The organism is Agromyces sp. P1_H4, from assembly GCF_056405255.1.
In genome coordinates this window covers 1-5,585 of record NZ_JBFUCL010000389.1, presented here as the reverse complement: position 1 = coordinate 5,585, position 5,585 = coordinate 1, and the positions used below count along the sequence as shown (strand labels likewise).

7 protein-coding genes are annotated in these 5,585 nt (G+C 68.5%); all 7 read left to right on the top strand.

Annotated features, from left to right (window positions below; translation table 11 throughout):
• Nucleotides 1-837: putative PEP-binding protein (locus AC1DY2_RS17650; protein WP_476763595.1), on the top strand; the 837-nt coding region annotated here is incomplete at its 5' end.
• 100 nt (nt 838-937) lie between these two features.
• The gene (locus AC1DY2_RS17645; protein ID WP_476763594.1) at nt 938-2,833 is read left to right on the top strand and encodes a PTS mannitol transporter subunit IICBA; all 1,896 of its coding nucleotides are present in this window, start codon (nt 938-940) and stop codon (nt 2,831-2,833) included.
• Nucleotides 2,830-3,981 (top strand): mannitol-1-phosphate 5-dehydrogenase, encoded by a 1,152-nt coding sequence (locus tag AC1DY2_RS17640; RefSeq protein ID WP_476763593.1) that lies wholly within the window; start codon nt 2,830-2,832, stop codon nt 3,979-3,981. The genes AC1DY2_RS17645 and AC1DY2_RS17640 overlap by 4 nt, the downstream gene beginning before the upstream one ends.
• Before the next feature lie 198 nt (nt 3,982-4,179).
• The gene (gene infA, locus AC1DY2_RS17635; protein WP_021759551.1) at nt 4,180-4,401 is read left to right on the top strand and encodes a translation initiation factor IF-1; all 222 of its coding nucleotides are present in this window, start codon (nt 4,180-4,182) and stop codon (nt 4,399-4,401) included.
• 68 nt (nt 4,402-4,469) lie between these two features.
• A complete protein-coding gene (rpmJ, locus tag AC1DY2_RS17630; protein WP_129520984.1) occupies nt 4,470-4,583 on the top strand; it encodes a 50S ribosomal protein L36 in 114 nt (37 codons plus the stop codon).
• Nucleotides 4,584-4,749: 166 nt separating this feature from the next.
• Complete coding sequence (gene rpsM, locus AC1DY2_RS17625; RefSeq protein WP_159605227.1) at nt 4,750-5,130, top strand: 30S ribosomal protein S13; 381 nt, start codon at nt 4,750-4,752, stop codon at nt 5,128-5,130.
• A 33-nt stretch (nt 5,131-5,163) separates the two neighbouring features.
• Complete coding sequence (gene rpsK, locus AC1DY2_RS17620; RefSeq protein WP_159605229.1) at nt 5,164-5,562, top strand: 30S ribosomal protein S11; 399 nt, start codon at nt 5,164-5,166, stop codon at nt 5,560-5,562.
• Nucleotides 5,563-5,585: the final 23 nt, after the last annotated feature.

The following is a 5,585-nucleotide window of genomic DNA, read 5'->3' as shown; positions in this document are numbered from 1 at the left end:
GGCCTGTTCCGCACCGAGTTCCTCTTCCTCGACGCCGATTCCGCACCGAGCGTGCGCGAGCAGCAGGGGCACTACACGCGCCTGCTCACGGCCTTCGCGGGGAAGAAGGTCGTGGTGCGCGTGCTCGACGCCGGCGCCGACAAGCCGCTGGCGTTCCTGAACGATGCGCACGAGGAGAACCCGGCCCTCGGCCTCCGCGGCATCCGAGCCCTGCGGCACTCCGAGGTCATCCTGCGCGAGCAGCTCACCGCCCTCGCCGCCGCGGATGCCGCGACCGACGCGGAGCTCTGGGTCATGGCGCCGATGATCGCCACCGTCGAGGAGACCCGCTACTTCAACGGCCTCGCCAAGGAGCTCGGCATCCGGGTCGCCGGCGTCATGGTCGAGACCCCGTCGGCCGCGCTCGTGGCCGATCGCGTGCTCGCCGCCTGCGACTTCGCCTCCATCGGCACGAACGACCTCACCCAGTACACGATGGCGGCCGATCGGCTGCTCGGCACCGTGGCCAACCTGCAGAGCCCGTGGCATCCGGCGGTGCTCCGCCTCATCGCCGACGTGGGCACGGCCGGCGCGGAGCTCGGCAAGCCCGTCGGCATCTGCGGCGAGGCCGCCGCCGACCCACTGCTCGCCGTGGTCCTCGTGGGCCTCGGCGCCACCAGCCTGTCGATGTCCCCATCGGCACTCGCAGATGTCCGCGCCTCCCTCGCGCGGTACAGCCCCGACGACGCCAAGGCGCTCGCCCGGGCAGCCCTGGCCGCTGAGGGAGCGGCCGAAGCCAAGCAGGCGGCCGTGTCCGCCGCATCCCACATCACCTCGGCGCGCACCGCCGCGCCGTGACCACGAGAGAGGCACCACCATGACAACGACGTCTGCGGACACGAAGCGGCCGGGGGGAGCACGCGTCGCAGTCCAGAGGTTCGGCACCTTCCTGTCGAGCATGATCCTGCCGAACATCGCCGCGTTCATCGCCTGGGGCATCGTGACGATGTTCTTCATCCCCGCCGGATTCACCCCGAACGAGTCGCTCGCCGAACTCGTGGGCCCGATGATCACCTACCTGCTGCCGCTGCTCATCGCCAACCAGGGCGGCCGGCTCGTCTACGACACCCGTGGCGGCGTCGTGGCGTCGATCGCGACGGTCGGCGTGATCGTCGGCACCGACATCCCGATGTTCCTCGGCGCCATGATCATGGGGCCGCTGGCGGCCTGGCTCATGAAGCAGGTCGACCGCATCTGGGAGGGCAAGATCAAGGCCGGCTTCGAGATGCTGGTGAACAACTTCTCCGCCGGCATCCTCGGCTTCGCCCTGGCGATCGCCGGCTATGTCGCCTTCGGGCCGGTGGTCGAATGGCTCAGCAACGGCCTCGAGGCCGCCGTCGACTGGCTCGTGAAGCTGTCGCTGCTGCCGCTGCTCTCGATCCTCGTCGAACCCGGCAAGGTGCTGTTCCTGAACAACGCCATCAACCACGGCGTGTTCACCCCCATCGGAACCCAGCAGGCGAGCGAGACGGGCAAGTCGATCCTCTTCCTGGTGGAGGCGAACCCTGGCCCCGGCCTCGGGATCCTGCTCGCCTTCACCTTCTTCGGCATCGGCATGGCCCGGGCGACCGCTCCCGCGGCGATCATCATCCAGTTCTTCGGCGGCATCCACGAGATCTACTTCCCGTACGTTCTGATGAAGCCGATGCTGATCATCGCCGCCATCGCGGGCGGCATGACGGGTGTCGCAACGAACGTGCTGTTCAACAGCGGCCTCCGGGCTCCGGCGGCGCCGGGCAGCATCATCGCGGTGCTCGCGCAGACCGCGCCGGACAGTTATGTCGGAGTGATCCTCTCGGTGGTGCTCGCCGCAGCCGTCTCCTTCCTCGTCGCCGCGATCATCCTCCGTGCGAGTCGGAAGCGCGATCTCGCGAAGGAGAACGCCGGTGACCTCTCGGCGGCGATCGCGCAGACCGAGGCCAACAAGGGCAAGGAGAGCGGCGTCCTGCAGAACCTCCAGGCCGAGGGCGTGGCGGCTGGCGGCGGACTCATCGCCGAAGGCGAGGAGGCGGCCTTCGAGCGCAAGCCGATCCACACGATCATCTTCGCGTGCGACGCCGGCATGGGATCGAGTGCGATGGGCGCCACGGTGCTCCGCAACAAGATCAAGAAGGCCGGCATCGACAGCGTGACGGTGACGAACAAGGCGATCGCCAACCTCACCGATGACGTCGACCTGGTCATCACGCACCAGGACCTCACGGATCGTGCCCGGCTGCAGTCGCCGAGCGCCCTGCACGTCTCGGTGGACAACTTCATGAACTCCCCGAAGTACGAGGAGATCGTGAACCTGCTGGCCATCCGGTGGTCGCCGCGGCACCGGCCAGTCGAATCGATCAAGAAGGAGCATCCGATGACCGAAGAGATCCTGCCCCCGGGCAACGTCCGGCTCGTCGTCCGCGCCGCGAGCCGCGACGACGCGATCCGCGAGGCGGGCGCCGTGCTCGTCGAGAGCGGCGCGGTCGACCCGGGCTACGTCGACTCGATGCTCGAGCGTGAGGGCTCCGTGTCCACGTACATGGGCAACTTCCTCGCGATCCCGCACGGCACGAACGAGGCCAAGGACCGCATCCGTCGTTCGGCGCTCTCGGTCGTGCGCTACGACGAGCCCGTCGACTGGAACGGCGAGGAGGCCAGGTTCGTGGTCGGCATCGCCGGCATCGAGAACGAGCACCTCGAGATCCTGTCGAAGATCGCGATCATCTTCTCCGACGAGGACGCCGTGCAGGAGCTCATCGCGGCGTCGACCGCGCAGGAGCTGCACGCCCTGCTCTCCGAGGTCAACGACTCGTGAAGGCGGTGCACTTCGGCGCCGGCAATATCGGGCGCGGATTCGTCGGCCTCCTGCTCCACGACGCGGGCTACGAGGTCGTGTTCGCCGACGTGAACGCCGAGCTCATCGATGCGCTCTCGGCGTCCGACCACTACACGGTGCACGAGGTCGGCGCGGGGGCTCGCGACCTCCTCGTCGACGGCTATCGCGCGATCAACAGCCAGACGGATGCCGCGGCGCTGGTCAACGAACTCGTGACGGCCGACGTGGCGACGACCGCCGTGGGCCCGAGCATCCTGCGGTTCATCGCCCCGCACCTCGTCATGGCGCTGCGGGCCCGACCGGCGGATGCCCCGCCGCTCGTCATCATGGCGTGCGAGAACGCGATCAACGCCACCGACCTCCTGCGCGACGAGATCGCCTCGCTGTCCAGTCCCGAGGAGTGGCCGTCGCTCAGCGCCAGGGCGGTGTTCGCGAACACCGCGGTGGATCGGATCGTGCCGGGCCAGGCGCCCGACGCGGGCCTCGACGTCACCGTCGAGACGTTCTTCGAGTGGGCGATCGAGCGACCACCGTTCGGGGAGGAGGCGCCGGCGATCCCCGGTGCGCACTTCGTCGACGACCTCGCGCCCTACATCGAACGCAAGCTCTTCACCGTGAACACCGGCCACGCGGCGACCGCGTACTTCGGCTTCCTCGCCGGGCACGCCCGGATCAGCGACGCGCTCGCGGATCCCGACGTGGCGGCGGCCGTCGAGCGGGTGCTGGGGGAGACGTCCGCGCTCATCACGGCGAAGCACGACTTCACGGAGGAGGAGCAGGCGACGTACCGTGCGACCATCCTCGAGCGCTTCCGGAACCCGGAGCTGCCCGACACCGTCGAACGGGTGGGGCGGCAGCCGCTGCGCAAGCTGGGCCGCCACGAGCGCTTCGTCGGCCCCGCGGCCGACCTCGCCGAGCTCGGCCGGCCCGTCGACGGACTGCTCGCCGCGGTCGGCGCGGCGCTGCGCTTCGACGTCCCGGCCGACCCCGAGAGCGTCGAGCTCCGCGAACTGCTCGACCGCAGCGAGCCCGCCGCGTTCGTGCACGAGGTCACCGGCATCGCCTCGCGGCATCCGCTCGAGGCGGGCCTCGTCGAGGTCACGACAGCGGCGAAGCGCTCGCGGTAGAGCCCACCGTCAGGTCCGTGGTCGGGCGCCGTGGCGCCCCGGCGCGTCATCCGCGGCCTCGACTGGCGAAACGCCCCGGAATCACCTATAGTTGACCCTTGGTGTTCTGCACGCCTGCTTCGGCATGCCCGACGAGTGATCGTCGGTCGCGAACACATCGCACGACCAGCATCCCAACCTTAAAGCGATAGTGAGGCTATGGCCAAGAAAGACGGCGTCATCGAGATCGAAGGCTCGGTTGTCGAGGCCCTCCCGAACGCGATGTTCCGGGTGGAACTCACGAACGGGCACAAGGTCCTCGCGCACATCTCCGGAAAGATGCGCCAGCACTACATCCGCATCCTTCCCGAGGACCGCGTGATCGTGGAGCTGAGCCCATACGACCTCACGCGCGGGCGAATCGTCTACCGCTACAAGTAAGGGCAGCTGGAAAGTAACGGCCCGCGGCATCCCGCGGGTACGAAGACAGCGAACTCCAAGGAACAACAATGAAGGTCAACCCCTCCGTCAAGCGCATCTGCGACAAGTGCAAGGTCATCCGTCGCCACGGCAACGTCATGGTGATCTGCGAGAACCCGCGCCACAAGCAGCGCCAGGGCTAGTCGCGAAGGCTTCGGGGCGCACCTCGCGTGCGCCCCGCTCCCACAACTGAACACCGCAACGGCAGCGCCAGAACCACGACATACGGATGTCGCGGGGACACCTCGGGTCGGAGGCCCGGGCACCGGCGTTGCTCCACACCTCCACTTCGAAACAGGAGAAGCCAACATGGCACGTCTGGCAGGAGTCGACATCCCGCGCGAGAAGCGCGTGGAGATCGCACTGACCTACATCTACGGCGTCGGGCGCACCCGTGCGCTGCAGACGCTCGCGGAGACCGGCATCAGCGGAGACATCCGCGTGAAGGACCTCAGCGACGACCAGCTCGTCGCGCTCCGCGACTACATCGAGGGCAACTTCAAGGTCGAGGGTGACCTCCGCCGTGAAGTGGCCGCCGACATCCGCCGCAAGGTCGAGATCGGATCCTACGAGGGCCTGCGCCACCGTCGCGGCCTCCCGGTCCGCGGCCAGCGCACCAAGACCAACGCTCGTACCCGCAAGGGCCCGAAGCGCACCGTTGCCGGCAAGAAGAAGCCCGGCCGCAAGTAACCGCTCGTTCGCCAGATACAGGAGATTTCACACATGGCAGCACCCAAGGCGGCTACTCGCAAGCCGCGCAAGAAGGAAAAGAAGAACGTCGCCGTGGGCCAGGCCCACATCAAGTCGACCTTCAACAACACCATCGTCTCGATCACCGACACCAACGGTGCCGTGATCAGCTGGGCCTCCTCCGGCGGCGTGGGCTTCAAGGGCTCGCGCAAGTCGACCCCGTTCGCCGCGCAGCTGGCCGCCGAGTCGGCCGCCCGCCAGGCGCAGGAGCACGGCATGAAGAAGGTCGACGTCTTCGTCAAGGGCCCCGGCTCGGGCCGTGAGACCGCGATCCGCTCGCTCCAGGCCGCGGGCCTCGAGGTCGGCAGCATCAACGACGTGACGCCCCAGGCGCACAACGGATGCCGCCCGCCCAAGCGCCGCCGCGTCTGACCCTTCCGTCCTGCGGACCGGGG